Origin of the sequence: Pseudomonas kairouanensis, from assembly GCF_004682055.1 — a bacterium.
Taxonomy (GTDB): Bacteria; Pseudomonadota; Gammaproteobacteria; order Pseudomonadales; family Pseudomonadaceae; genus Aquipseudomonas; species Aquipseudomonas kairouanensis.
Map to the genome: position 1 here is coordinate 203348 of NZ_QUZU01000003.1, position 24440 is coordinate 227787.

At 59.7% G+C, this 24440-nt stretch carries 25 protein-coding genes and 1 tRNA gene; 15 read left to right on the forward strand and 11 right to left on the reverse strand.

Translation table 11 applies throughout. From position 1 onward, the window contains the following. The 3 genes from DYL59_RS04790 to DYL59_RS04800 form a co-directional block, all read right to left on the reverse strand. Nucleotides 1-459: a tripartite tricarboxylate transporter TctB family protein gene (locus DYL59_RS04790; protein WP_135288141.1), complete on the reverse strand. Its 459-nt coding sequence runs from the start codon at nt 457-459 to the stop codon at nt 1-3. A gap of 130 nt (nt 460-589) precedes the next feature. After that, nucleotides 590-1573: a Bug family tripartite tricarboxylate transporter substrate binding protein gene (locus tag DYL59_RS04795; protein WP_135288142.1), complete on the reverse strand. Its 984-nt coding sequence runs from the start codon at nt 1571-1573 to the stop codon at nt 590-592. Between the two features lie 47 nt (nt 1574-1620). Next, nucleotides 1621-2913: an OprD family porin gene (locus DYL59_RS04800; RefSeq protein ID WP_135288143.1), complete on the reverse strand. Its 1293-nt coding sequence runs from the start codon at nt 2911-2913 to the stop codon at nt 1621-1623. Between the two features lie 235 nt (nt 2914-3148). Between DYL59_RS04800 and DYL59_RS04805 the strand changes: the two genes are divergently transcribed. Together DYL59_RS04805 and DYL59_RS04810 are read left to right on the forward strand one after the other, a co-directional pair. Continuing rightward, a complete protein-coding gene (locus tag DYL59_RS04805; RefSeq protein WP_017736361.1) occupies nt 3149-3820 on the forward strand; it encodes a response regulator in 672 nt (223 codons plus the stop codon). Continuing rightward, a complete protein-coding gene (locus DYL59_RS04810) occupies nt 3813-5198 on the forward strand; it encodes a sensor histidine kinase (RefSeq protein WP_135288144.1) in 1386 nt (461 codons plus the stop codon). The genes DYL59_RS04805 and DYL59_RS04810 overlap by 8 nt, the downstream gene beginning before the upstream one ends. Here DYL59_RS04810 and DYL59_RS04815 read toward each other — a convergent pair whose 3' ends face one another. Further along, nucleotides 5199-6020 (reverse strand): HDOD domain-containing protein, encoded by an 822-nt coding sequence (locus tag DYL59_RS04815; RefSeq protein WP_135288145.1) that lies wholly within the window; start codon nt 6018-6020, stop codon nt 5199-5201. It lies immediately after the preceding gene. A 36-nt stretch (nt 6021-6056) separates the two neighbouring features. Continuing rightward, the gene (gene ygfZ / locus DYL59_RS04820) at nt 6057-6998 is read right to left on the reverse strand and encodes a CAF17-like 4Fe-4S cluster assembly/insertion protein YgfZ (RefSeq protein ID WP_135288146.1); all 942 of its coding nucleotides are present in this window, start codon (nt 6996-6998) and stop codon (nt 6057-6059) included. A 139-nt stretch (nt 6999-7137) separates the two neighbouring features. Between ygfZ and DYL59_RS04825 the strand changes: the two genes are divergently transcribed. After that, nucleotides 7138-7392, forward strand: a complete 255-nt coding sequence (locus DYL59_RS04825; protein ID WP_135288147.1) for an FAD assembly factor SdhE — start codon at nt 7138-7140, stop codon at nt 7390-7392. Continuing rightward, nucleotides 7376-7825: a protein YgfX gene (locus DYL59_RS04830; protein ID WP_135288148.1), complete on the forward strand. Its 450-nt coding sequence runs from the start codon at nt 7376-7378 to the stop codon at nt 7823-7825. The genes DYL59_RS04825 and DYL59_RS04830 overlap by 17 nt, the downstream gene beginning before the upstream one ends. On the opposite strand, the gene nadB is transcribed toward DYL59_RS04830, so the two are convergent. Next, nucleotides 7794-9410: an L-aspartate oxidase gene (gene nadB, locus DYL59_RS04835; RefSeq protein ID WP_135288149.1), complete on the reverse strand. Its 1617-nt coding sequence runs from the start codon at nt 9408-9410 to the stop codon at nt 7794-7796. The two genes, DYL59_RS04830 and nadB, sit on opposite strands and share 32 nt — an antisense overlap. A gap of 463 nt (nt 9411-9873) precedes the next feature. On the opposite strand from nadB, the gene rpoE reads away from it, so the two are divergent. From rpoE to DYL59_RS04860, 4 genes are all read left to right on the forward strand, one after another. Next, nucleotides 9874-10455: an RNA polymerase sigma factor RpoE/AlgU gene (rpoE, locus tag DYL59_RS04840; protein WP_003172477.1), complete on the forward strand. Its 582-nt coding sequence runs from the start codon at nt 9874-9876 to the stop codon at nt 10453-10455. A 32-nt stretch (nt 10456-10487) separates the two neighbouring features. After that, entirely contained in the window at nt 10488-11075 is a 588-nt protein-coding gene (locus tag DYL59_RS04845) for a sigma-E factor negative regulatory protein (protein ID WP_034096393.1), read from the forward strand. 15 nt (nt 11076-11090) lie between these two features. Next, a complete protein-coding gene (locus tag DYL59_RS04850) occupies nt 11091-12053 on the forward strand; it encodes a MucB/RseB C-terminal domain-containing protein (protein ID WP_135288150.1) in 963 nt (320 codons plus the stop codon). 234 nt (nt 12054-12287) lie between these two features. Next, nucleotides 12288-13724, forward strand: a complete 1437-nt coding sequence (locus DYL59_RS04860) for a DegQ family serine endoprotease (protein WP_135288152.1) — start codon at nt 12288-12290, stop codon at nt 13722-13724. Between the two features lie 67 nt (nt 13725-13791). Here DYL59_RS04860 and DYL59_RS04865 read toward each other — a convergent pair whose 3' ends face one another. Continuing rightward, nucleotides 13792-15225, reverse strand: a complete 1434-nt coding sequence (locus DYL59_RS04865) for a M48 family metalloprotease (RefSeq protein ID WP_135288153.1) — start codon at nt 15223-15225, stop codon at nt 13792-13794. 95 nt (nt 15226-15320) lie between these two features. Between DYL59_RS04865 and DYL59_RS04870 the strand changes: the two genes are divergently transcribed. Both DYL59_RS04870 and DYL59_RS04875 read left to right on the forward strand, forming a co-directional pair. Continuing rightward, a complete protein-coding gene (locus DYL59_RS04870; RefSeq protein ID WP_135288154.1) occupies nt 15321-15560 on the forward strand; it encodes a sulfurtransferase TusA family protein in 240 nt (79 codons plus the stop codon). A gap of 32 nt (nt 15561-15592) precedes the next feature. Further along, nucleotides 15593-16663: an AI-2E family transporter gene (locus tag DYL59_RS04875; protein WP_135288155.1), complete on the forward strand. Its 1071-nt coding sequence runs from the start codon at nt 15593-15595 to the stop codon at nt 16661-16663. Nucleotides 16664-16723: 60 nt separating this feature from the next. On the opposite strand, the gene DYL59_RS04880 is transcribed toward DYL59_RS04875, so the two are convergent. Both DYL59_RS04880 and DYL59_RS04885 read right to left on the reverse strand, forming a co-directional pair. Further along, complete coding sequence (locus tag DYL59_RS04880) at nt 16724-17197, reverse strand: peroxiredoxin (RefSeq protein WP_135288156.1); 474 nt, start codon at nt 17195-17197, stop codon at nt 16724-16726. 10 nt (nt 17198-17207) lie between these two features. Then, on the reverse strand, nt 17208-17768 hold the full coding sequence (locus DYL59_RS04885; RefSeq protein ID WP_003172487.1) for a glycine cleavage system transcriptional repressor: 561 nt from the start codon (nt 17766-17768) through the stop codon (nt 17208-17210). 273 nt (nt 17769-18041) lie between these two features. Here DYL59_RS04885 and dapA point away from each other — a divergent pair, with 273 nt between their 5' ends. The 5 genes from dapA (at nt 18042) to DYL59_RS04910 (ending at nt 21731) form a co-directional block, all read left to right on the forward strand. Next, a complete protein-coding gene (gene dapA / locus DYL59_RS04890) occupies nt 18042-18920 on the forward strand; it encodes a 4-hydroxy-tetrahydrodipicolinate synthase (protein WP_135288157.1) in 879 nt (292 codons plus the stop codon). Between the two features lie 17 nt (nt 18921-18937). Further along, nucleotides 18938-20053: an outer membrane protein assembly factor BamC gene (gene bamC, locus DYL59_RS04895; RefSeq protein ID WP_135288158.1), complete on the forward strand. Its 1116-nt coding sequence runs from the start codon at nt 18938-18940 to the stop codon at nt 20051-20053. A 4-nt stretch (nt 20054-20057) separates the two neighbouring features. Beyond that, a complete protein-coding gene (locus DYL59_RS04900) occupies nt 20058-20816 on the forward strand; it encodes an MBL fold metallo-hydrolase (protein ID WP_135288159.1) in 759 nt (252 codons plus the stop codon). A gap of 27 nt (nt 20817-20843) precedes the next feature. Beyond that, the gene (gene purC / locus DYL59_RS04905) at nt 20844-21557 is read left to right on the forward strand and encodes a phosphoribosylaminoimidazolesuccinocarboxamide synthase (RefSeq protein ID WP_003172493.1); all 714 of its coding nucleotides are present in this window, start codon (nt 20844-20846) and stop codon (nt 21555-21557) included. Between the two features lie 84 nt (nt 21558-21641). Further along, nucleotides 21642-21731 (forward strand) — tRNA-Ser (locus DYL59_RS04910). Nucleotides 21732-22756: 1025 nt separating this feature from the next. On the opposite strand, the gene DYL59_RS04915 is transcribed toward DYL59_RS04910, so the two are convergent. Beyond that, the gene (locus DYL59_RS04915; protein ID WP_135288160.1) at nt 22757-23173 is read right to left on the reverse strand and encodes a very short patch repair endonuclease; all 417 of its coding nucleotides are present in this window, start codon (nt 23171-23173) and stop codon (nt 22757-22759) included. After that, complete coding sequence (locus DYL59_RS04920; RefSeq protein WP_135288161.1) at nt 23174-24367, reverse strand: restriction endonuclease; 1194 nt, start codon at nt 24365-24367, stop codon at nt 23174-23176. Nucleotides 24368-24440 lie beyond the last annotated feature (73 nt).

Sequence of the window (24440 nt, forward strand, 5' to 3'; positions counted from 1 at the left end):
TCAGTTCTCCAGAACGTCGAGCAGGCCCAGGGGCAGCGGTACATCCATGGCTTTGTCGAACAGCAGGTACAGGCCGATGGCCATGAGGCTGACGATCACCACGCTCGGCAACCAGCGGCCGCCATACAGGCGTGCCATGGGGATGCCGATCAGCATGCTGCTGAGGATGAAGCCCAGGGGCTCGAAGGTGCCGGCGAACACGATCAAAAGGCCCACGCACATGGCGATCTTGATCAGGGTTTCGCGGTCTAGCGCGGGTTCTTCTTCCGTATGTTTGGTGGGCTGCGGGCGAATGATCATGTAGATCAGCCCCAGGCTCATCAGGCCGAGCATTAGCAGCGGATAGGCGCGAGGCCCCACTGGTTCGTAGGAAAATGCAGCCTGATACGGCCAGGCCATCAGTGCGAGGCCGGCGCAGACCAGCAACATCACAGAGGCGAAAATGCGTTGTAAAAGCATAGGAGACTCCTAGGCCGCTTTTGTAGGAGCGAGCTTGCTCGCGAAGAACGAAAGAACACCGCGTTTATCCAGGCAGCACGCGTCATCGTTGACGTTTTTCGCGGGCAAGCCCGCTCCTACAGAGGGGCGATTACTGGATCAGGCCAAACTCTTTGGCCAGCACTTTGTAGTCAGCCACTTGTTTCTTCACGTAGGTGTCCAGCTCCGGGCCGGTCATGGCGAACGGGAACAGCTCGCGCTGGTCACGCAGCTTGGCGAACTCCTCGGAGGCCAGCAGTTTGTCGAAGGCTTCTTTCCACCAGGCGTAGTCGGCATCGCTGACTTTTGGCCCGAGGTAGAAACCCCGTACCACCGGCCAGACGATGTCGTAGCCTTGCTCTTTGGCGGTAGGAATGTTCTTCATTTCTGGCTCGTCCAGGCGCTGCTCGGAGAACACCGCCAGCAGGCGCATGTCGCCGCTCAGGATGTGCGGCATGGAGTCGGAGATGTCGGTACTGCCCACCTGGATATGGCCACCGAGCAGGGCGGTGGCGATTTCGCCGCCACCTTCGAGCGCCACATACCGCAGCTCACGCGGGTTGATCCCGGCGGCCTTGGCGATAAGCGCCGTTTGCATCCAGTCCTGGCTGCCCACGGTGCCGCCGGAACCAATCACCACGCTGCCCGGATCTTTCTTCAGGGCTTTGACCAGATCGTCGAGGGTCCTGTAGGGCGAATCGGCTTTCACCGCGATGGCACCGTAGCTGGTGCCGACCGCTGCCAGCCAACGCACGGCGCTTTCATCGAAGCGGCCGAACTTGCCCTGGGCCAGGTTCAACAGCGAACCGCTGGACCAGGCCACCAGGGTGCCAGCATCCGCCGGGCGCTGGGCGACCACCGCGTTGTAGGCCACCGCACCCACGCCGCCGGGCATGTAGGTCACGCGCATCGGCTTGCTCAGCAGCTTTTCGTTGACCAGCGCGCTCTGCGCCAGTTTGCAGGTCAGGTCAAAACCACCGCCGGGGGAGGCCGGGGCGATACATTCCGGGCGCTTGGGCTCGTCGGCGGCCAGCAGTTGGCCGGCGAACAGCATGCAGCCGGCGGCGAGGGCCAATTTACGCAGTGAAAGGGTCATGGGTTTCTCCTTCATTGTTGTTATGGGTGCTACTTACCAGAGCACACTTACCAAAGAGCAATGCTGTAACTGACCAGCAAGCGCATTTCATCCGCATCACGGGCTGAATAGTTGGAGCGATACGTGGCATTGCGCAGGCGCACGGCCACGTCCTTGAACGTGCCGTTTTGCACCACGTACTTGATCTCGCTGTTGCGCTCCCACTCCTTGCCGGTGTCGCCGTTCTTGAGCTTGATGTTGTCACCCGACAGGTAACGGCTCATGAAGCTCAGGCCGGGAATGCCCAGTTTGACGAAATCGAAGTCGTAGCGCGCCTGCCAGGAGCGTTCTTCGGCGCCGGCAAAGTCATTGATCTGGACGAAGTTGACCAGGTACGGGTCGCTGCCATCCACATACGGGAACGCGCTGTCGCCCGACATGTGCTGGTAGCCGGCGCTGAGCTTATGGCCATTGAGGGCATAGCTGAACAGGCCGTTGAGGGAGGTGTTGTCGATCTTGCCGCCACGGGCGCTGCCTGTGTCATCACTGATGGCCAGGCGCAGGTCGGTGGCGAAGGTGCCGGGGCCCATCGGGCGGGCGGCTACCAGGCCAAGGAAGTGCTGGCGGTACACGTCGTCGAGTTGGGCGAAGTGGTAGCTGCCGGTGATCTTGTCGGCGAACTTGTAGTCGGCGCCGCCGAAATTGAAGTGCTTGCCGGTGGCGCCGCTGACGAAGCGGCTGTTCTTGTTGTTGAGGGCGATGTCTTCGTAGTTGCTGTCGTCGCGGTCTTTGGCTTTATCCAGACGGCCACCGGTGAACACCAGGTTTTTGAATTCCTTGGAAGTGATCAGGCCACCGTTGAAGGTTTGCGGCAGGATGCGCCCGTCGTTGGGCTTGAGGATCGGCAGTTCGGGGATCAGCGCACCGATCTTCAATTCGGTGGCGGAGATCTTCACTTTGCCGGTCAGGCCCAGCTTGGAGTATTCGTCGGCGGCGCGGCCATCGTCGTGGGTTGGCAGCAGGCCGGTGCCGGTGCGGTCGGGGCTGGAGTCGAGCTTGACCCCCAGCATGCCCAACGCATCCACGCCAAAGCCGACGGTGCCGTCGGTGTAGCCCGATTGCAGGTTGAGCATGAAGCCCTGGGCCCATTCGTCACGCTTGGATTGTTGCGCGCTGGTGCCGTCGCGAAAATCGCGGTTGAAGTACATGTTGCGGGTTTCGAGGGTGGCGCTGCTGTCTTCGAAGAAGGCAGCCTGGCTGATCGGCGAAAAGCCGGCAAGGGCAGCGGCACTGGCGAGGGCGGTCTGGGTGAGGCGAGAGAAACGCACAGGCGCGAGAGCCTGGGGCTGTGTCGACAGCATCGTGGTGTACTCCGTTATTGTTCTTATTTTGGCGAAAACGCTTCGAGGCGTTTTTCGGGCGCGACGTATCAGGTCGCTCGGCAGGCCTGACCCACCGTGGCTGGATGCTAAAGGGCGAAGCTTTCACTAACCTTTCAATGGCCTTTCAATGTTTTCGGGCTTCACAGGGCAGGTGGCGCCTGTAAACTCCCCGGCAAAGCGTGGCGTCGACCACTCCTGAACGAGGTAGAAATCCATGCGTGTCCTCTTGGTAGAAGACCATCTGCAGCTTGCCGAAAGTGTCGCCCAGGCGCTCAAGAGCACGGGTTTGACCGTCGACGTATTGCACGACGGCGTGGCGGCGGACCTGGCCTTGAGCAGCGAGGAATACGCAGCGGCGATCCTGGATGTGGGGCTGCCGCGCATGGATGGTTTTGAGGTGCTGGCGCGCTTGCGGGCCCGTGGGAAAAACCTGCCAGTGCTGATGCTCACGGCGCGCAGCGATGTAAAAGACCGCGTGCATGGGCTGAACCTCGGCGCGGACGACTACCTGGCCAAGCCGTTTGAACTGACGGAGTTGGAAGCGCGGGTCAAGGCGCTGCTGCGACGCAGCGTGTTGGGCGGCGAGCGCCAGCAAACGTGCGGCGTGCTGGTGTATGACCTCGATACGCGACGCTTCACGGTGGGGGGTGAGTTGATGACTCTGACATCCCGCGAGCAAGCGGTGCTCGAAGCGCTGATCGCCCGCCCGGGCCGGGTGATGAGCAAGGAGCAACTGGCTTCCCAGGTGTTTGGCCTGGACGAAGAAGCCAGCCCCGATGCCATCGAAATCTACGTGCACCGCCTGCGCAAGAAACTCGACGGCCAGCCCATCGCCATCGTGACCTTCCGTGGCCTTGGCTACCTGCTGGAAGCCCGCGATGCATAAGCCCAGCAGCCTGCGCTGGCGGCTGCTGTGGAACCTGGCGCTGCTGCTGGTGCTGTTGATGTTGGCCAGTGGCATGAGTGCCTACTGGAACGGTCGCGAGGCTGCGGATACGGCCTACGACCGTACCTTGCTGGCTTCTGCCCGTACTATCGCCGCCGGCTTGACCCAGGTGGACGGCACCCTCAGCGCCAACGTGCCGTATGTGGCCCTGGACACCTTCGCCTATGACAGCGCGGGGCGTATCTATTACCAGGTCAATGACATCGACCAGAAGCTGATCTCGGGCTACGAAAACCTCCCCGGTCCGCCGCCGGGCACGCCGCGTACCGACGATTACCCGGCGTTGGCGCGCTTCTACGATGCCGTGTATCAGGGCCAGCCAGTGCGGGTGGTGAGCCTGCTCAAGGCGGTCTCCGAACCGAATATGAACGGCATGGCGGAAATCCGCGTGGCCGAAACCGACGAAGCCAGGGTAAGCATGGCCCGCAGCCTGATGGCCGATACCTTGTTGCGCTTGGGCATGCTCGCCGTGGGAGCGTTGTTGCTGGTGTGGTTTGCCGTGAGCGCTGCGTTGCGCCCGCTGGAGCGCTTGCGTACAGCGGTGGAAGAACGCCAGCCGGACGACCTGCGCCCATTGCCGCTGGTAGAAGTGCAGCATGAGTTCGGCCCGTTGGTGCGCTCCCTCAATCACTTCACCGAGCGCCTGCGTGGCCAATTCGAGCGTCAGGCGCAGTTTATTGCCGATGCGGCCCATGAACTGCGCACGCCTTTGGCGGCGCTCAAGGCCCGCCTGGAACTAGGCCTGCGTGCCGAAGACCCGCTGATCTGGCGCAGCACCCTGGAAACCGCTGCCCAGGGCACCGATCGCCTGACCCACCTGGCCAACCAGTTGCTGTCCCTGGCGCGCATCGAAAATGGCGCCCGGGCAATTGCCGAAGGTGGCGCGCAGTTGTTGGACCTCAGCCAGTTGGCCCGTGAGCTGGGGATGGCCATGGCGCCGTTGGCCCACGCCCGTGGCGTTGCATTGGCGTTGGAGGCCGATGAGCCGGTCTGGCTGCGCGGCGAGCCGACACTGCTCAATGAGTTATTGAGCAACCTGGTAGACAACGCCCTGGCCCACACACCGCCGGGCGGCAATGTGATCTTGCGGGTGACGGCGCCGGCGGTTCTGGAGGTTGAAGACGATGGCCCCGGTATTCCCCAGGATGAGCGCGACCGGGTGTTCGAACGTTTCTATCGCCGCAGCCAGCAGGGCATGGGCTCGGGTCTGGGGCTGGCGATTGTCGGCGAGATCTGTCGCGCGCACCTGGCGCAGATCAGCCTGCACGATGGCGAACAGGCTGGGCTGAAGGTGCGGGTAAGTTTTATCGCCGGTTGATCAATAGAACATCGAGCGGGCTTCATCCAGTTCGGCGCGCAGCACCTCGCTGTAGGGGTCGACCCGTAGCTTCTTGAGTGCCGGCAGGCTGGAGACCGGCACGCTCGCCAACGGATGATCGGTGCCGCGATGGCAATACAGTACGGCGATCTGTACCAGGTCGATGTAGTCGAGGCTGGCCGAATCCCGTTCCAGGTTCAGGTACTGGCCGGGCAGGTTGGCGAGCATTTCGGGGAAATCCCAGCCACGCAGCAGTTTGTCTCCCAGCAAGGGGTGAATGCTGTCGATCACATGGTTGAGGCTGACCGGGTCCGAGAGCAATTCGTAATGATCTTCGGCGTAGGTGAGGATCGGCAGCACACCGATCTGGTGCACCAGGCCGCCAAGGGCCGCCTGGTCTGGCTTGAGCTGGCTGTGGCTGCGGCACAGGGCATAACTCACGCCGGCCACTTCCAGGCTGCGGCGCCACACGTCGCGCATCTTCTGTTCCACCGCCTCTGAACGGGCGTGGAAGATCTGCTCCATCACCAGGCCGATGGCCAGGTTGCTGCTGTAGTTGGTGCCCAGCCGGGTGATGGCGGTGTGCAGGTCGGTCACTTCCTGGGTTGCGCGCAACAACGGGCTGTTGACCACTTTGATCAGGCGCGCCGACAGCGCGGTATCGCGACCGATCACTTTGCTCAAGTGGCTGATGCTGATCTCCGGATCTTCGGCGGCCCGGCGAATTTCCAGGGCCACTTCCGGCAAAGTCGGCAGAACCAGGTCATCGTTGTCGATGGCCGTAACCAAAGCCTGTTGGACTTTTTCCGCCAGCTTGTTCATTCATGCTCTCTAGGGTGTTGCAAAAAGGTACGGCGACTAACGCTGGATCTCTCGATCACGGTCGAGTGTGTAGGGCAGGTCGAGCAGTTGCAGACCGGGGCCTTCCAGTGTGCCTAAATGCACATCGCCACTATCGGCTGCTTCGGCTTGCAGCACGGCCAGAAGTTCAATCACCTGGTCAGCTTTTGCTGCAATCACCACTTCGCCGATGGCGCTGTTATGGCTGGGGGAAAACAGCGGGGTGCCTGGCTCGGGCATTTCGGTTGCATCAAGGCTCAAGCGGTATAGGCGACGCTTGAGCTTGCCCAGGTACTGCATGCGCGCAACGATTTCCTGGCCGGTGTAGCAGCCTTTCTTGAAGCTCACGCCGCCGACCGCTTGCAGGTTGAGCATCTGCGGGATGAACAGTTCGCGGGTTTGCGGCATGACCTGGCCGATGCCGGCGCGGATCTGGCCCAGCAGCCATTCATTCAGGGGTTTTTCTTCAAGTTGTGCGGCCAGTTGGGTGCGTATGGCATCGGCATGTTCGGCGGGTACCCAGAGTTCGGCGCGGCCTGGGGATACGCGGATGGCAACCAGGGTATCGGTGCGTGCAACGGTATCGGTCTCGGCTGGTAGCTCAAGGCCAAGGCCGGCGAGTACCTGATCTGCGCCTACAAGGCCGAAACGCACCCAGGCGGCGCTTTCGTCGGTGAGCTTGGATTTGGAAAATACGGCGTATTTCTTCAGGTCTGCCAGCTGCGGTTCCAGCAGTTCGGTGGCCATGGCTAGCAGTACGCCATCACCTTGCAGCAGGATGCGGAAGCTCGACTGCATGCGCCCCTTTTGCGTGCAGCGCGCGCCAAGACTAGCCTGGGTTTCGCTCAGGTAATTGAGGTTGCAGGTCAGTTGGCCCTGCAAAAACTTGGCAGCATCGGAGCCGCGGACGGCGAGAACGCCTTCGTGGGACAGGGGGCAGAAGAAAGCAGAGTCAGCCATGGGTCATCGCAGGTCAAAAAGTCATGGGTGCATCATAGAGGGGCGCCCGGCAAATGGATAGTTTCCATATGGGCGACCAAAGCCGAGTGTTCGGGTGTCGTCGGGCCTGTATACTTGCCGCCTATTTGAGGAGCGTTCCATGGTCGAAGATGTAGAAATCAATCGTCTCTACTGGCACAGCCGTCGTGGCATGCTGGAATTGGATGTGTTGCTGGTTCCTTTCACCAAGGAGGTGTATGCAACGCTCAACCAGGTGGATCGCGACCTCTACGTCAGGCTGCTGACCTGCGAAGACCAAGACATGTTCGGCTGGTTCATGGAACGTGCCGAATCCGACGATCCTGAGCTGCAGCGCATGGTTCGGATGATCCTGGATCGTGTCCAGCCCAAGTAATCCCGTCTTTGAATGCCGCTGGCAGGCCTCACGGCTGTTGCTGGCGGCGTACCTCCTTGCCCAGCTGTTCGCGTTGGCTGCGCTGTTGTTGCTCGACCTGCCTTATGCAAGCCTCGGGATACTCGCTTGCCTGGCGCATGCGGCCTGGGCTGTGCCGCGTCATGTCCTGCTGACTCACCGTTCGTCGATTCGTGGCCTGCGCCGTGATGAAGACGGCTGGCAGCTACTCAGCGATGAGCGTGGCTGGCACGCGGTGCAGTTGCGTCCCGACAGCCTGGCGCTGCCGCTTATTGTGGTGTTGCGTTACCGGCTGCCGGGTCAGTGGCGGGTGCGTGCGGTCTGCGTACCCACGGACGCGCAGGCCGCCGATGTGCATCGGCGCTTGCGGGTGCGCTTGAAGTTCAGCCGCCGTAGGTGGTTGGCACCAAGATAGTGTCGCGGGCTTCGGGCAGCATCTCGGGGTAGTCGAGGGTGTAATGCAGGCCTCGGCTTTCCTTGCGCTCCATGGCTGAGCGGATCATCAGTTCCGCCACCTGGGCCAGGTTGCGCAACTCGATCAGGTCGCGGCTGACCTTGTAGTTGCTGTAGAACTCATCGATCTCGTCCAGCAACATGCGCACCCGGTGCTGAGCCCGCTGCAGGCGCTTGGTGGTGCGCACGATGCCCACGTAGTCCCACATGAAGCGCCGCAGCTCGTCCCAGTTGTGGGCGATGATCACGTCTTCGTCCGAGTCGGTGACCTGGCTCGCATCCCAGCGGGGCAGGGCGGCCGGCACGGGGATGTGCGGCAGTTGTTCAAGAATGTTTTCTGCCGCCGAACGTGCATAGACGAAGCATTCGAGCAGCGAGTTGCTGGCCATGCGGTTGGCGCCATGCAAGCCGGTGAAGCTGGTTTCGCCAATGGCGTAGAGGCCGGGTACGTCGGTGCGGCCATGCTGGTCGACCATCACGCCGCCACAGGTGTAGTGCGCGGCCGGTACCACCGGGATCGGGCCCTTGGTGATATCGATATTGAACGCCAGGCAGCGCTCGTAGACGGTGGGGAAGTGGGTCTTGATGAAGGCTTCGGGCTTGTGGCTGATGTCCAGGTATACGCAGTCGATACCCAGGCGCTTCATTTCGTGGTCGATGGCGCGGGCGACGATATCCCGTGGGGCCAGTTCGGCGCGTGGGTCGAAGCGTTGCATGAAGCGTTCGCCGTTGGGCAGCTTCAGGTGTGCACCTTCGCCGCGCAGGGCTTCGGTAACCAGAAAACTCTTGGCCTGGGGGTGATACAGGCAGGTGGGGTGGAACTGGTTGAATTCCAGGTTGGCCACCCGGCAGCCCGAGCGCCAGGCCATGGCGATGCCGTCGCCACAGGCACCGTCGGGGTTGCTGGTGTAGAGGTAGACCTTGGCTGCGCCGCCGGATGCCAGGATGGTGAAGCGTGCGCCGTAGGTGTCCACTTCACCACTGGCACGGTTGAGCACGTAGGCGCCCAGGCAGCGTTCGCCCTCAAGACCCAGGCGCTTTTCGGTGATCAGGTCGACGGCAACGCGCTGCTCCAGCAACTCGATGTTGGGGCGTTGGCGGGCCTGGTCGAGCAAGGTCTTGAAGATGGCGGCGCCCGTGGCGTCGGCGGCGTGGATGATACGCCGGTGGCTGTGGCCGCCTTCACGGGTCAGGTGGAACTCGAAACCACCGTCATCGCTGCCCGCGTGTTCATCGCGGGTGAAGGGCACGCCTTGGTCGATCAGCCATTGGATCGCCTCGCGGCTGTGCTCCACGGTAAAGCGCACCGCCTCTTCATTACACAGGCCGCCGCCGGCGTTGAGGGTGTCTTCGACGTGGGACTGCACCGTGTCGGTGTCGTCCAACACGGCGGCGACACCACCCTGGGCCCAGAATGTCGAGCCGTTGGCCAGGTCGCCTTTGCTCAGTACCGCAATCCGCAGGTGGCTGGGGAGGGTCAGTGCAAGGCTCAAACCGGCCGCGCCGCTACCAATCACCAGGACATCGTGTTGAAACTGTTGGCTCATTTGAAGGATTCCGCAAAAAGCGATCCGAAGAGGTGGCGCAAACAGGACGCCTGGATCGGCGAATCAAAGGGTCACACGGGCCACTAGTATATAGAGGGGCTGACCGGCACAATAGCCGGGCATTCGTGGCAATGTGAGATTACGGTGCACGGCCAGGGTAAAATCGGCCAGTTATTGAAGCGGGAACTTTTTGCATAAGCCCCGACTCAATAGCAGGTTGCCCGAAAGCTGGGAAAACGTTGAGTTTATTGGCCCGTCGGGAGCATTGGACGCGTCAGAAAACCGGCGACAAGATTATTCGCGCAGCCGGCGTTGCCCGCGCTGCGTTTTTCGTGTGTGCCAAATCAGTGCGTGCCGGAAACTTGCTTGAAGGGGGAGAACTTTTGCGAAAAGACCGAGTCTATGTTTGCAAGCCTGATCGTTTAGTTATGCAAGCCTCCTTCAAGTACAACGAGGAGTGTTCATGCTAACCCAGGAAGAGGATCAGCAGCTGGTCGAGCGCGTTCAACGCGGCGACAAGCGAGCATTTGATCTGCTAGTGCTGAAATACCAGCACAAAATTCTCGGGTTGATCGTGCGGTTTGTGCACGACACCCATGAAGCGCAGGACGTTGCACAGGAGGCCTTTATCAAGGCCTACCGTGCACTAGGCAACTTCCGCGGTGATAGTGCGTTTTATACGTGGCTATACCGCATCGCCATCAACACGGCGAAGAACTATCTGGTGTCTCGCGGACGCCGCCCACCCGATAGCGATGTGAGTTCAGAAGATGCAGAATTTTACGATGGTGATCACGGCCTCAAGGATCTCGAGTCGCCGGAGCGTGCATTGCTGCGCGACGAGATCGAAGGCACCGTCCATCGCACAATTCAGCAACTGCCAGAAGATTTACGTACGGCGTTAACTTTACGTGAATTCGATGGTCTGAGTTACGAAGACATTGCGAGCGTCATGCAGTGTCCGGTGGGGACTGTAAGGTCACGGATTTTCCGGGCCCGGGAAGCCATCGATAAAGCCTTGCAACCGTTGTTGCAAGAGAACTAAAGACAGCGGCGACAGCCAAGAGAGGAACCGCCATGAGTCGTGATGCCCTGCAGGAATCGCTGTCCGCAGTGATGGATAACGAAGCGGATGAACTGGAACTTCGTCGAGTGCTCAATGCATTTGATGATGCCGAAACCCGTGACACCTGGTCTCGTTACCAAGTCGCTCGGGCGGTGATGCACAAGGATCTTCTAATCCCTCGTCTGGATATTGCTGCGGCCGTTTCTGCTGCACTGGCTGATGAAGCCGTTCCGGCTAAGGCTGCTCGTGGTCCATGGCGTAGCCTGGGTCGCCTAGCGGTAGCTGCCTCGGTGACTGTTGCCGTACTGGCCGGTGTTCGCCTGTACAACCAGGACGAAATCGCCGGTGCCGAACTGGCCCAGCAGACTCAGCAACCGGTCATGGCCGGTCCGCAAGTCAAAGGCCCAGCAGTTCTGGCCGGCTACAAGGAAAGCTCTGACGCCACAGGCCCCATGGCCAACGGTGTGTTGCAAGGGCAATCCGGCTGGCAGGATCAGCGTCTTCCGGGCTACCTGCGCCAACACGCTCAGGAATCGGCGCTGAAAGGCACTGAAAGCGCTCTGCCATATGCTCGCGCTGCAAGCTTGGAAAACCGCTGATTCGTAAGGAGCTCTATGCGCGCCATACCGCTCCTTACGCTTTTGCTCAGTAGTTGGCTTGCATTACCCGCCCATGCCGATGAAGCCCAAGACTGGCTGACTCGACTTGGGCGTGCAGAGCAGCAGCAAAGCTTTCAAGGTACGTTCGTCTACGAGCGTAATGGCAGTTTTTCTACCCATGACATCTGGCATCGTGTCCAGGATGGTCAAGTCCGTGAGCGGCTCTTGCAGCTCGACGGCTCTGCCCAGGAAGTCCTGCGTGTAGATGGTCGCACTCAATGCGTCAGCGGCACCCTCGTCGCCGGCATTGGCAGTTCGCGTGATGCCCCATCGCGTGCGCTGGATCCGCAGAAACTCAATGAATTCTATGAATTGGCCGTCATCGGCAAATCCCGCGTGGCCGGTCGTAATGCGGTGATCGTTTCAATCACGCCGCGAGACCAGTATCGCTATGGGTTTGAGTTGCACCTGGACCGTGAAACCGCATTACCCCTCAAGTCGTTGCTGCTCAATGACCAGGGACAGTTACTTGAGCGGTTCCAGTTCACGCGCCTTGACACCTCAGCCTCGCCGAATGATCACGACCTGCAGCCCAGCAGCGAGTGCACCCCCCTGGCTGCTGCCAAAAGCGACGCCTCTGGAGTCGCGCCTATCGAGACCTGGCACATGGAATGGCTGCCACCCGGTTTTCAGCTGACCAAGAGCGGCGTGCATAAAGATGCCCAGACCAAAGCGACGTTCGACAGCTTGATGTACGAAGATGGTCTGGCACGATTCTCGGTGTTCCTTGAGCCGATCAAGGACGCGAGCGTGACCGAAACCCGTACCCAATTGGGGCCTACGGTTGCTGTGTCCCGTCGGCTGAACACGGTGGATGGCGAAATGATGGTGACGGTTGTCGGAGAAATCCCTATCGGTACCGCCGAACGTATCGCACTGTCGGTGCGCGGTGAGAAAAAGCCAGACGCCAAGCCGTGAGTCGTTAATCCTATGTTCATCCTGACCTTTCACTGTACTTCCACGCTAGGTTGGCTGCCGAGAGCATGAAATGTCCGGATCAGCATTTTCACTTGCAAAAATCTCTCATGTTTTTTATAGGTCAGGGCTTGTCGGCTCTGGCCTTGCTTTGTTCGCGGAACAAAGATGTCGGTGGCAGTTTCCGGCGTTTCTTGAACCCTCTCGCTCAACCCTGCTCGTCGTAACGGGAGCTGTATGTCGATACCACGTTTGAAATCCTACCTATCCATAGTCGCCACGGTATTGGTGCTGGGCCAGGCCTTGCCTGCGCAAGCGGCCGAACTGCCTGACTTTACCCAGTTGGTCGAGCAGGCCTCGCCAGCGGTGGTGAACATCAGTACCACGCAAAAACTGCCGGACCGCAAAGTCTCCAACCAGCAAATGCCGGACCTGGAAGGTCTGCCGCCGATGCTGCGTGAGTTCTTCGAGCGTGGCATGCCGCAACAACGCGCCCCGCGCGGTGGGGGTGGCCAGCGTGAGGCACAGTCCCTGGGCTCGGGCTTCATCATCTCGCCAGATGGCTACATCCTCACTAACAACCATGTGATTGCTGATGCCGACGAGATTTTGGTACGCCTGGCTGATCGCAGTGAGCTCAAAGCCAAGCTGGTGGGCACTGACCCGCGTTCCGACGTGGCGCTGCTCAAGATCGAAGGCAAGGACCTACCCGTGCTTAAACTGGGTAAATCCCAGGACTTGAAGGCTGGCCAGTGGGTCGTTGCCATCGGTTCGCCGTTTGGTTTTGACCATACCGTGACCCAAGGGATCGTCAGCGCCATCGGTCGCAGTCTGCCGAACGAAAACTACGTACCGTTCATCCAGACCGACGTGCCGATCAATCCGGGCAACTCCGGTGGTCCGCTGTTCAACCTGGCGGGCGAAGTGGTGGGGATCAACTCGCAGATCTATACCCGCTCCGGTGGTTTCATGGGCGTATCGTTCGCCATCCCAATCGACGTGGCGATGGACGTTTCCAACCAGCTGAAAACGGGTGGCAAGGTCAGCCGTGGCTGGTTGGGCGTGGTTATCCAGGAAGTGAACAAAGACCTGGCTGAGTCCTTCGGCCTGGACAAGCCAGCTGGCGCCCTGGTCGCGCAGATCCAGGATGACGGCCCGGCGGCCAAGGGTGGCCTGCAAGTCGGCGACGTGATCCTGAGCATGAATGGCCAGCCGATCGTGATGTCGGCTGACCTGCCGCACCTGGTGGGCGCCCTCAAGGCCGGCAGCAAGGCCAAGCTGGAAGTGATCCGTGAAGGCAAGCGCCAGACCGTTGAGCTGACTGTGGGTGCCATTCCTGAAGAAGGCGCAAGCCTGGATGCCCTGGGCAACGCCAAGCCGGGTGCCGAGCGCAGCAGCAATCGCCTGGGCATCGCGGTGGTTGAACTGACCGATGAGCAGAAAAAGAGCTTCGATCTCAAGAGCGGCGTGGTGATCAAGGAAGTGCAGGACGGTCCTGCGGCCCTGATCGGTCTGCAGCCTGGTGACGTGATCACTCACCTGAACAATCAGGCGATCAACACCACCAAGGAGTTTGCCGACATCGCCAAGGCGCTGCCGAAGAACCGTACGGTGTCGATGCGCGTATTGCGTCAAGGTCGCGCAAGCTTCATTACCTTCAAACTGGCTGAATAAGCGACCCAGCCAATAAAAAGCCCCGCCTTCGTTTAACGAGGGCGGGGCTTTTTTGTGGGCGAGAGCGTTAGCTCATCATGCCTTTGACCAGGCGTTCCTGTTCGATCAGCTCACGTTGGCGTGCGTCGATGCGTGACGAGAGCGGGAAGTTGCTGCCGGCTCGGCGCTTGGCAAAATCCAGTTGCTGGATGGCCTGCTGGAAGTCACCCACCAAGGCAAAGTACTCGGCACGGGCTTGGTGCAGGCCGATGATGTTGCCGGACAAGCCGCGTGTCTCAGCGACCTGGTACCACACGTCGGGATCATCAGGGCGAGACTTGAGCAGCCCGTCCAAGGCTTTTTCTGCGTCCGCGGTGCGGTTCTGCTTGAGCAGCAAGTCCACTCGTATCTGGTTCAGCGGATAGTTGCTGGGGTACTGGGTGAGCATCTTGTCTGTGCGTTGCTGGGCATCGGGCAAGTGGTTGTTGTCGATGTCCAACTGGATCTGCGCAAGGTTATAGGTGATATCTGCGGGCGCCTTGGCCAGCAACGGGGCCAGGTTGTCCCGCGCTTGCTTGAACTGCGAGCCTTTGATCTGGGCGAGGGCCAGGCCGTACCGCGCCACATCGTTTTTTGGATTTTCGTCCAATTGCGCCTGAAAGCGCTTGGCCGCAAGCCCCGGGGTGTCTTCGTATTGCAGTTGCACCCGCGCACGAATCAGTTGGTAGCGCAGGCTGTCTTCCTTGCCGCCGGCCTTGGCTTGCTCGGCACGGTTGCGGGTGTCGGCGATCCGAGACTCGGTGACCGGGTGAGTGAGCAGGAACTCCGGTGGCTTGGCATCGAAGCGGTATTGGCGCATCAGGCGCTCGAACATGGTGGGCATCGAGCGCGGGTCGTAGCCGGCCTTTTCCAGGTTGACGATGCCGATACGGTCGGCTTCCTGCTCATTCTGGCGCGAGAAGCGGCGTTGTTCCTGGATGGCCGCCGCCTGGGTGCCGGCAATTGCGGCGATACCGGCATCGCCTGCGCCTGCAGCAGCGGCAATGATGCCGCCGAGCAGCGCGGCCATCATGGGGATCTGCATGCGCTGTTGCGCTTCGACACCGCGGGCGAAATGGCGCTGGGATAAATGCGCCAATTCGTGGGCCAGCACCGAAGCGTATTCGCCTTCGGTCTGCGCGTTGAGGAACAGGCCGCCGTTGACCCCGACGATACCGCCGGGCGCGGCAAAGGCGTTCAGTTGCGGGCTGTTGATCAGGATGAATTCCAGGCGTCGGTCATTTACCTGGCTGGTTTCCACCAGCTTGTACACGCTGGTCTCGACGTAATCCTTGAGCTGCGGATCGTTGAGCTGCGAGACCTGGCCCCGCAGGTAGGCCAGCCATGCGCGGCCCAGTTGGTATTCCTGTTGTGGCGAGACAATGGCAGAACTGGCGTCGCCAAGTGACGGCAGGTCGTCAGCGAAGCCTGGGGAGGCCAGCAGGCAAGCCAGCGTCAGCAGGGTAGGGCGCAAAAAAGTCATGCACAGAGCCTTTCGACAAAGAGCTTACTGTAGCCGGACACTGAGCTTCGGACCAGATATTCTAAGCAACCCCAACCCATGCCCGGAGCAAAACCATGACCGACGCTGTAGCCTGCGATGCCGAACTCGATGCCAGCGGCCTCAATTGCCCGTTGCCTTTGCTCAAGGCCAAATTGGAGCTTAATCGGTTGGCCAGTGGCGCAGTGCTTAAGGTGATCGCCACGGATGCCGGCTCCCAGCGGGATTTCCGCACGTTTGCCAAGTTGGCCGGGCATACCCTGCTGCATGAAGAAGACGCCGCCGGTGTGTACCGTTACTGGTTGCGCAAGGCCTGATCCGTTTGCCCACCATCACCCGAGGTTGATTGATGTTCAAAGTGTTACGAGACTGGATCCAGCGCTACTTCTCCGATGAAGAAGCCGTGGTGCTGGCGGTCCTGCTATTTCTGGCCTTCACGGCCGTGCTCACCTTGGGCGGCATGCTGGCGCCAGTACTGGCGGGGATGGTGCTGGCGTATTTGATGCAGGGCCTGGTCACCACGCTGGAGCGTTTGCGCCTGCCGGGCGGTGCGGCAGTGGGGCTGGTGTTTGCGTTGTTCATGGGGCTGCTGGTGCTGTTTATCGTAGTGGTGTTGCCGTTGCTGTGGCACCAACTGATTACCTTGTTCAACGAGTTGCCGGGCATGCTCGCCAAGTGGCAGTCGCTGTTGTTGCTGCTGCCGGAGCGATACCCGCACCTGGTGTCGGATGAGCAGGTGTTGCAGGCCATTGAAGTGGCGCGCGGCGAGATCGGAAAATTCGGGCAGTGGGCTTTGACCTTTTCCCTGTCCAGCCTTCCGCTGCTGGTCAACATCATGATCTACCTGGTGCTGGTGCCGATCCTGGTGTTCTTCTTCCTCAAGGACCGCGCCATGATCGGTCGCTGGGTGCGTGGCTATCTACCACGCGAACGGGCGTTGATCACCCGTGTAGCCGAGGAGATGAACCGGCAGATCGCCAATTACATCCGTGGCAAGGTGATCGAGATCATCATCTGTGGTGGCGTGACCTATATCGCCTTCATTGCCCTGGACCTGAACTATGCGGCCTTGCTGGCACTGCTGGTAGGTGTGTCGGTGGTGGTGCCGTATGTGGGCGCGGTGGTGGTGACGGTGCCGGTGATGCTGATCGCGTTGTTCCAGTGGGGTTGGAGTGACCAGTTCATTTACTTGATGGCGGTGTACGGCATCATCCAGACCCTGGATGGCAATGTGTTGGTGCCGCTGCTCTTCTCGGAGGCAGTGAACCTGCACCCGGTAGCGATTATTTGTGCAGTGTTGTTGTTTGGCGGGCTGTGGGGATTTTGGGGAGTGTTCTTCGCGATTCCCCTGGCAACGCTGTTCAAGGCGGTGCTGGATGCGTGGCCGCGGCAGGAGCCGGTAGTCGCACCCCTGTTGTGACTGTGCAGTGGGCGGGCAAGCCCGCTCACTGCAGCAAAGCCGTCACCATGAGCGCGCGTTTCAGGCCTTGTTCAGCGCCTGCGCCGCCGCCAAAACCGCATCCACATGCCCTGGAACCTTCACGCCGCGCCATTCCTGGCGCAGCACGCCATCCTTGTCGATCAGGAACGTGCTGCGATCTACACCCAGGTATTCCTTGCCATACAGCTTCTTCAGCTTGATCACATCAAACAGCTGGCAGACTGCTTCGTCCTTGTCGCTGATCAGCTCGAAGGGGAATTGCTGCTTGCCCTTGAAGTTCTCGTGGGACTTCACGCTGTCGCGCGACACGCCAAACACCTCGGTATTGGCAGCCTTGAACGCGGCGTGCTGGTCACGGAAACCCTGGCCTTCGGTGGTGCAGCCGGGGGTGCTGTCCTTGGGGTAGAAGTAGATCACCACTTGCTTGCCTTTCAGGGCCGCAAGGCTGAAGGTCTGGCCACTGGTGGCCTGGGCTTCGAAATCGGCTACGGGTTGGTCGATGACAACCGCCATGGTTACTTCCTTACATTGGGTTCTGTGGGCGCCATGGTTCGATCAGGGCGTCGAGGTTCAGCGCATCGGCGAAATCCAGGAACTGGTCGCGCAGCCAGCTGATCTGCACGCCGGCTGGCAAGGTCACGGTGAACGTGGCGTTGAGCATGGTGCCGCCGGTTTGCGGGGCCTGGTAGGTGTCGCAGGTCAGGTTCTCCAGTTCGACGTTATGGTCGATGAAGAACTGGCACAGCTCGTTGACGATGTCCGAACGGTAGGCCGAGCTGACATAGGCTACATAAGGCAGGGCCTGCGGACGGTTTTCCAGGGCAGCGCTGCGCACCACGTTGACGGTGAAGTCGTGCTTCTTGGCCAGGCCTGGCAAGCCGGTTTCCAGGCGCGCCAGGGCGTCCCAGGTGCCGGAGATCTGCAACACCAGCGCACTGCATTCGCCGTGGCGGGTGAGGCGGGAGGTCACGACGGCGCAGCGGTTTTCATGGCTGGCGCGGCACAGGACGTTGGTCAGCTCCATGGGGTTGGCGCCGAGGGCACTGATAACAAGGAATTGTTCGCGAACTGTGGGGGTGGACATGCAGCCTTCCTAAAACGATGAGCGGTCGATACTGTGAGGGCCGTATCGATCAAAGCATGAAGGGTAGCGAAAAGCGCCGCCAAGGGATAGGAGGTGGCGTTTTCATTACGTGATCGAGCGTATTTCAGCCTGCTTCAAGCCACGCTTTGGCCCAATGATGGCATTGCCTGTCGTTTAGTTACGCCAGAACGCATCCTCAGGCGGTACTTTGCTTGTGCAAGCATCTTGGCGCCAGTACCATTACGGCTCTCTTTTTCCGGCAGGAGCGGTTGCATGATTGCGGGCAGTATGGTGGCACTGGTCACACCCATGGATGCACAAGGTCATCTCGACTGGGACAGCCTGGGCAAACTGGTGGACTTCCACCTGCAAGAAGGCACCAACGCCATCGTGGCGGTCGGCACCACGGGTGAATCGGCCACCCTCGATGTGGAAGAACACATCCAGGTCATCGAATTCGTGGTCAAGCGCGTGGCCGGCCGTATCGCTGTAATCGCTGGCACGGGCGCCAACTCGACGCGTGAAGCGATCGAACTGACCAAGAACGCCAAAAAGGCAGGTGCCGACGCGTGCCTGCTGGTGACCCCGTACTACAACAAGCCGACCCAGGAAGGCCTGTACCAGCACTTCCGCGCTGTCGCCGAAGCCGTCGATATCCCGCAGATCCTCTACAACGTGCCAGGCCGCACCGCTTGCGACATGCAGGCTGCGACCGTGATCCGCCTGTCCACCGTGCCGAACATCATCGGTATCAAGGAAGCCACCGGCGACCTGCAGCGCGCCAAGGACATCCTGGCCGGCGTGAGCAGTGACTTCCTGGTGTATTCCGGTGACGACGCCACCGCTGTCGAGCTGATCCTGCTGGGTGGCAAGGGCAATATCTCCGTGACCGCCAACGTGGCTCCGCGTGCCATGAGCGAGCTGTGCGCCGCTGCCATCGCAGGTGACGCCGTGACCGCCCGTGCGATCCACGAGAAGCTGATGCCGCTCAACAAGACACTGTTTATCGAATCCAACCCTATCCCCGTGAAATGGGCATTGTATGAAATGGGCCTGATGCCGGACGGTATCCGTCTGCCGCTCACCCGTCTCAGCGAAGCCTGTCACGAACCGCTGCGACAGGCCCTGCGCCAGTCCGGCGTCCTGGTTTAATTGAGGAAGCACTACGCATGAAGCGATTGGCCGGACTTTCCGCACTTGCCTTGATTATCTCCAGCACCAGTGGCTGCGGTTGGATCTGGGGCCCGGAAGGCTACTTCCGCGACCGCGGTAGCGATTACCTGGAAGCCCAAGCAACCAAACCGATGCAACTGCCGCCAGACGTCAATGTCGCCAAGCGCCTTGACCCGTTGCTGCCGATCCCGCGTAACGTGGCTGACGACACTACCAAGGGTGAGTACGTGGTGCCGCGTCCACAGCCGATCTCGGCCGTGGCGGATGCCAGCGACTACAGCCTGCAGAAGAGCGGTGACAACCGCTGGATCGTAGCCCAGCGCCCACCTGCCGAAGTCTGGCCGGTGGCCGTGCAGTTCTTCCAGGACAACGGTTTCCGCATCGACGAACAGCGCCCGCAGACCGGTGAATTCACCACGGCATGGCAGCAGGGCAGCGAACTGTCCGCCACCATGGCCAAGCGCCTGCAGGCTGGCGGTGTCGCCGCTGACAGCGAAGCCCGTGTGCGCGTGCGCATCGAGCCAGGCGTGCAACGCAACACCAGTGAGGTCTACGTGGTGAGCGCCGAGCGTCCTGCCGGCAGCACCGCCAACGTGGACTTCACCAACCGTTCGGTCAACACCGGCGTCGATTCGGCCTTGGTCGACGAGATGCTGGCGAGCATGAGCCGTATCTCCGAGAAGGGCGGTTCGGTTTCCCTGCTCGCCGCGCGTGATTACGACACTCCAAGCCGCGTCAGCCTCACCGAAGACGGCAGCGGCAACGTGGTGCTGAACCTGGGTGAAGACCTGGACCGTGCCTGGGCCAGTGTTGGTCGCGCCCTGGAGCAAGGCCCGTGGCGTGTTGAAGACATCAACCGCAGCCTGGGCTTGTACTACATCAACGTGGCTGAGAAAGCCGAGCGTAAAGATGAAGAGCCAGGTTTCTTCAGCAAATTGTTCGGCAGTGCGCCGACCAAAGAAGAGATCGAGACCCGTGCCGAGCGTTACCAGGTTCGTTTGAGCAAGGTTGGCGAAAGCGTGCAAGTCACCGTCGAGAAGAACATCAACACCGTTGCGCCAGCTGAAACAGCGCGCAAAGTGTTGGGCGTGATTCAGGACAACCTGGGCTGAGCCAATGCGTTTTGCTGTTCTCGGTAGCGGTAGCCAAGGGAACGGCACGCTGGTCGCCCACGACGACACGTATGTGCTGGTGGATTGTGGTTTCTCCTTAAAAGAAACCGAGCGGCGCCTGCAGCGCCTGGGGGTTCACCCCTCGCAGCTGAGCGCGATTCTGGTGACCCACGAACATGCCGACCACGTGCATGGCGTGGGTTTGCTGTCTCGGCGCTACAATCTTCCGGTGTACCTCAGTCGCGGCACCTTGCGCGGGATGCGCAAACCCATTGAGCCTGCAGGATTCCTGGCCGGTGGCGAGCAACTGCAAATCGGTGCGTTGAGCATCGATGTGATTGCCGTCGCGCACGACGCCCAGGAACCCACGCAGTATGTATTCAGTGATGGTGAGCGGCGTTTTGGCGTGCTCACCGACCTGGGCTCCTACTGCTCCAAGGTGCTGGACGGTTACCGCGACCTCGATGCGTTGATGATCGAGTCCAACCACTGTCGAGACCTGCTGGCGCGCGGTCATTACCCCTACTTTCTCAAGCAGCGGGTGGGCGGCGAGCTGGGACATTTGAACAACCATCAGGCGGCGTACCTGGTGTATGAGTTGGGCTGGCAAGACCTGCAACACCTGGTCCTGGCCCACTTGAGCAGCAAGAACAACCTGCCGACGCTTGCCCGGCAATGTTTTGTCGACACCCTAGGGTGCGACCCGGACTGGCTGCAACTGGCCGATCAAGATTCAGGGCTCGACTGGCGACACATCGCCTAGCCCACCTTACTCAAAGCGGAGCCCATCATGGAAAAACGTGAAGAACTCTACCGCGGCAAGGCCAAATCGGTTTACAAGACCGACGACGCCAACCGCTTGATCCTGCTGTTTCGCAACGACACCTCGGCGTTCGACGGCAAGCGCATCGAACAACTTGATCGCAAGGGCATGGTGAACAACAAGTTCAACGCCTTCATCATGCAGAAACTCGAAGAGGCCGGCATTCCGACCCAATTCGACAAACTGTTGGGCGACAACGAGTGCCTGGTCAAGAAGCTCGACATGATCCCGGTCGAGTGCGTCGTGCGTAACTACGCCGCCGGCAGCCTGGTCAAGCGCCTGGGCGTGGAAGAGGGCCTCAAGCTCAACCCTTACACGTTCGAACTGTTCCTGAAGGACGACGCCAAGGGCGACCCGTTCATCAACGAATCCCACGTCGTGGCTTTCGGCTGGGGCACCGCTGAGCAACTGGCGCGCATGAAGGAGTTGTCCCTCAAGGTCAACGACGTGCTGAGCAAGCTGTTCGACGACGCAGGCCTCTTGCTGGTGGACTTCAAGCTGGAGTTCGGTGTGTTCCACGACGGCTCCATCGTCCTGGGCGACGAATTCAGCCCGGACGGCTGCCGCCTGTGGGACAAGGACACCAAGAAGAAGATGGACAAAGACCGCTTCCGCCAGGGCCTCGGTGACGTGATCGAAGCCTACGAAGAAGTCGCCAATCGTCTCGGCGTACCGCTTTAATCGACGCAAGCATCTGATAGCACGGAAAAAAATCTCGATTCGAGCTTTGCTTTCCTAAACCACGCTGTTATGATGCGCGCCGTTGGAGAGATGCCAGAGTGGCCGAATGGGACGGATTCGAAATCCGTTGTACCTTCACCGGTACCTAGGGTTCGAATCCCTATCTCTCCGCCATATTCAGAAAACCCCTGTAATTCAATGAGTTACGGGGGTTTTCGTTTTTGCATTGTACGTAGAGGTTGTACGTAAAAAATGCACCAGAAAAATTCTAGAATCCGGAAATTTTGGGTTCCTTTTTTTAAATCGGACCATACATATGAAGGGGGATCCATAAGCCCCTTTAGGCTGTTCTGACAGGATGTAGTCGGGTCCCGGTAGCTTGACAATCCACCGTGATAACTTCAGCTGCGGTGCATACGAGTAGTTGCAGTGTTGGCGTCACGCTGCTCAGACGATATCGACAACCCTTTGCGGGTATCAGCTAATGTCTAGGTTTAAGAGTGTCAGTCTGATGATGTCTGCATGGATGCGTGACTAGGCGCGATAGCATTGCAAAGTCGAGAGATCATCAGTAAAGAATGGCAAGGCCAAGGAATAGCAGATCAACTTTTTAATCGGGTTCATACCAGCTATGTGATGAACCGTGTCAGGTCTAGAAAGGGACAGCCGCAGCGGTTGAATTGCCTTCTGGGGTATGGCAGGTGGGCGCCTCAATTTCGTAAGTCCCTAACTATAAAGGACTTTCTCTGCTGAAAATCTCGAGTGTGACACCGCCTTGGTACACCGGTGTGGTGCGCTTAAGCGGGATGCTACACGAACGATTCTGTACGTCCAGCGACCTCCCAGTTAATTCGATCCAGTCCTCTTTGTTGCACTACCAAGGGCTCAGCGTTTGCCCGGTAAATTGGTGCAATTCGAGCGTCAACTGGAGGTTAGATCGATATTCAGAGCACCAGGAATCTGAGTTGCAACGAGCGCTGTCATCAGTCCAGGCGCGATGGATAGCGTAAGGCCTTGCTTGGGATGGAGGCAGGGTATCAACAGCGTTACAGCGAGAAGAAAACGATCCCGATAATGTCGGTGAAGAAAGGAATCTGCTCGCGCTTGGTCATTACAGTACCCTCAGAATTCGAAATTATAGGTGTACTGCTCCCTGCCTACTGAGGGTGTAGCTGGCAACTCGCTGGAAATCAAAATCGTTAGTGCTGGCCGAATAGCTTCAATAAGTGCAGTCGCAGTTTTTCAGGTTGGCGTATCTCGCACTCCCAAACCACCGCAACTCGCCACCCCAATGCCCTCAACGCTTCCTCCTTCTTCCGGTCCCTCTCCACATTCCGCTGCAGCTTCGGCAGCCAGAAATCCAATCGCGTCTTAGGTGTATAGGCGTACTTGCATCCCGGGTGGCGGTGCCAGAAGCAGCCGTGCACGAAAAGGCACAGCCGGTACTTCGGGAAGACTAGGTCGGGTGAGCCGGGTAGGTCCTTACGGTGCAGGCGAAAGCGCAGGCCCATCGCATGGCAGAGCGAGCGCACCGCCATTTCCGGCTTCGTGTTTCGCCCCTTGATCTTCCCCATCATCCGGGCGCGTTCTTCGGGCGTGAGGATATCGGCGCACATTCAGGTGGCCTTAGTGATCGGGTAAGTCGCTTCAAGCCATTTTCCGAGCGAGTCCAGCGTATTCAAACCAGACTCCTTCAGCAGCTCGATCACATCCTTGCCTGAGAGAATCATCACCGGGTGACCATCCTCCACGATCTCTGAATACGCCTGATGATTAACCCAGGACGTCGTTACCAAAACACCGAACTGACGATGACGAAGGCGGGAAATCAATCGCGACACCTCGCGTACACCCACGGAGTTCCCCAGGCCGTAGCACTTGGCCTCAATCGCGAAATCCACCAGCACGGACGTTTCCGGGCGCCCGATACGCAGCTTGCCGATACCATCGCGACCACCATCGCGGAATGGCCTGGTCAGATCCAGCTCCACCGTATTCGGCAGGCACAGCCTGACCAGATTAGCTGCGCAATGCTCGAAGGCATAGGGATTGCTCTGGAAGTGCTGATGCAGTTTGGCCAGTATCGCCTTGTCCGATGTGGAGGAGGGTAGCTGTTCCAGCTTCGAGCGTACCGGCTGTGAGCGCTTGGCAATCAGTGGCGTGTACTGACCGGACTTGATCCACTTCAACCACTCTGTAGGAGCATGCTTACTGTCGACTCCTACAACCCCTTCATGGATAATGTCGTTCAGCCAAGCGCGGGGGGTGTTCTGCAGATTCAATACAGTGAAGGTCGCCCTGTAATTCTGGAAGCGTTGCCCGGCGGTGGTGTGCCATACCGCAACCAAGTCATCGTTGTGCGTGCTTCCAATGGCCCCCGGTATAGCCAAACCACGGAACACCACATCACGGTAAATGCCGGCCTTGGTGAAGATCAGAATGGGTGGAATTTTGTCCCGTTCACCGGCATTCAACCGGCTGAACACCAGCTCCAGTAGAAAATTGCCGCGGCGAGGCGTTTCATTCAGCTTTCGTCCCGGCTTCTTGTTGTCCCCGTAGTAAGTGAATATGCCCGTCGTCAGATCCAAATTATCCGGCCAGTCCAAGTCCTCCATGCTGGAGGTCAGGACGATCAACCGAGGATCCTCGTACGTCCCTCGAATCCGGAAGCCACCGCCATTGCTTAGGCTCAACAGCTTAGTCAAAGGGTCATCGCTTGCGTTACCTTTGCGCCCGCCGGCGTACCTTGCGTCGATCAACAGATCGGCGGTTTCCAACTGCTCCAGAGAAAACACCAGGTTGTCGCTCATTGACTGTCCTTGTTCATAAAATTGGTTGAATGATGCCGGGAACCTGGTAGCCTGGCGAGACTGAAAGAATGGA

Coding starts and splice junctions, on each gene's coding strand:
- DYL59_RS04915 (WP_135288160.1), bottom strand. CDS start 23,173: ATGTGCGCCGATATCCTCACGCCCGAAGAACGCGCCCGGATGATGGGG.
- DYL59_RS04805 (WP_017736361.1), top strand. CDS start 3,149: ATGCGTGTCCTCTTGGTAGAAGACCATCTGCAGCTTGCCGAAAGTGTC.
- dapA (WP_135288157.1), top strand. CDS start 18,042: ATGATTGCGGGCAGTATGGTGGCACTGGTCACACCCATGGATGCACAA.
- DYL59_RS04815 (WP_135288145.1), bottom strand. CDS start 6,020: ATGAACAAGCTGGCGGAAAAAGTCCAACAGGCTTTGGTTACGGCCATC.
- DYL59_RS04790 (WP_135288141.1), bottom strand. CDS start 459: ATGCTTTTACAACGCATTTTCGCCTCTGTGATGTTGCTGGTCTGCGCC.
- DYL59_RS04810 (WP_135288144.1), top strand. CDS start 3,813: ATGCATAAGCCCAGCAGCCTGCGCTGGCGGCTGCTGTGGAACCTGGCG.
- nadB (WP_135288149.1), bottom strand. CDS start 9,410: ATGAGCCAACAGTTTCAACACGATGTCCTGGTGATTGGTAGCGGCGCG.
- DYL59_RS04800 (WP_135288143.1), bottom strand. CDS start 2,913: ATGCTGTCGACACAGCCCCAGGCTCTCGCGCCTGTGCGTTTCTCTCGC.
- DYL59_RS04845 (WP_034096393.1), top strand. CDS start 10,488: ATGAGTCGTGATGCCCTGCAGGAATCGCTGTCCGCAGTGATGGATAAC.
- DYL59_RS04920 (WP_135288161.1), bottom strand. CDS start 24,367: ATGAGCGACAACCTGGTGTTTTCTCTGGAGCAGTTGGAAACCGCCGAT.
- bamC (WP_135288158.1), top strand. CDS start 18,938: ATGAAGCGATTGGCCGGACTTTCCGCACTTGCCTTGATTATCTCCAGC.
- DYL59_RS04875 (WP_135288155.1), top strand. CDS start 15,593: ATGTTCAAAGTGTTACGAGACTGGATCCAGCGCTACTTCTCCGATGAA.
- DYL59_RS04900 (WP_135288159.1), top strand. CDS start 20,058: ATGCGTTTTGCTGTTCTCGGTAGCGGTAGCCAAGGGAACGGCACGCTG.
- DYL59_RS04860 (WP_135288152.1), top strand. CDS start 12,288: ATGTCGATACCACGTTTGAAATCCTACCTATCCATAGTCGCCACGGTA.
- DYL59_RS04870 (WP_135288154.1), top strand. CDS start 15,321: ATGACCGACGCTGTAGCCTGCGATGCCGAACTCGATGCCAGCGGCCTC.
- purC (WP_003172493.1), top strand. CDS start 20,844: ATGGAAAAACGTGAAGAACTCTACCGCGGCAAGGCCAAATCGGTTTAC.
- DYL59_RS04865 (WP_135288153.1), bottom strand. CDS start 15,225: ATGACTTTTTTGCGCCCTACCCTGCTGACGCTGGCTTGCCTGCTGGCC.
- rpoE (WP_003172477.1), top strand. CDS start 9,874: ATGCTAACCCAGGAAGAGGATCAGCAGCTGGTCGAGCGCGTTCAACGC.
- DYL59_RS04825 (WP_135288147.1), top strand. CDS start 7,138: ATGGTCGAAGATGTAGAAATCAATCGTCTCTACTGGCACAGCCGTCGT.
- DYL59_RS04880 (WP_135288156.1), bottom strand. CDS start 17,197: ATGGCGGTTGTCATCGACCAACCCGTAGCCGATTTCGAAGCCCAGGCC.
- DYL59_RS04885 (WP_003172487.1), bottom strand. CDS start 17,768: ATGTCCACCCCCACAGTTCGCGAACAATTCCTTGTTATCAGTGCCCTC.
- DYL59_RS04850 (WP_135288150.1), top strand. CDS start 11,091: ATGCGCGCCATACCGCTCCTTACGCTTTTGCTCAGTAGTTGGCTTGCA.
- DYL59_RS04795 (WP_135288142.1), bottom strand. CDS start 1,573: ATGACCCTTTCACTGCGTAAATTGGCCCTCGCCGCCGGCTGCATGCTG.
- ygfZ (WP_135288146.1), bottom strand. CDS start 6,998: ATGGCTGACTCTGCTTTCTTCTGCCCCCTGTCCCACGAAGGCGTTCTC.